At 59.3% G+C, this 405-nt stretch carries 1 pseudogene; it reads right to left on the bottom strand.

Annotated elements, in window-relative coordinates:
• Positions 1–191 (bottom strand): annotated as a pseudogene (locus I6F36_RS39205) (hypothetical protein); the annotation flags it as partial.
• Between the last annotated feature and the right edge of the window lie 214 nt (positions 192–405).

Genomic DNA, 405 nt, shown 5'->3' with positions numbered 1-405 from the left:
CCGTACATGCGCAGCAGGAGATCGGCATATTCGGCGTGGGTGTAGTCGTCCCAGCCCAGCCCGTAATCGCGGAATGTGAGGCCCGCGATCAGGGCGACCGCGCTCAGTACGACGATCGCGAGATCATCGCAGGTCTTTTCCACCGAGCGCCGCGCGGGCGTTTCGATGGCAGAAGTCGTGATGGATGACATGGCTACTGGTGACCCGGCGTCCCTCGGCCCTGATGGCGCTTTAGGGCCTCATTCCCCGGCATCCATATAGCGCAGTTCCATTACCGAGTAATTGGGAATTGTGGCGTAATTTACTGATGCGTCGCAGCAATTTGGCATCAATTGGTAGCCGGTAAATTTACGGGGACCGTGGCCGGGCGGCCAAAGGAAGAGCTGGAGGCAGGGTATCTCATGG

This window comes from Bradyrhizobium sp. BRP19 (genome assembly GCF_020194195.1).
GTDB classification, from domain to species: domain Bacteria; phylum Pseudomonadota; class Alphaproteobacteria; order Rhizobiales; family Xanthobacteraceae; genus Bradyrhizobium; species Bradyrhizobium yuanmingense.
The sequence above is the reverse complement of the archived record's forward strand: the minus strand, read 5'-3'. Positions and strand labels throughout refer to the sequence as shown.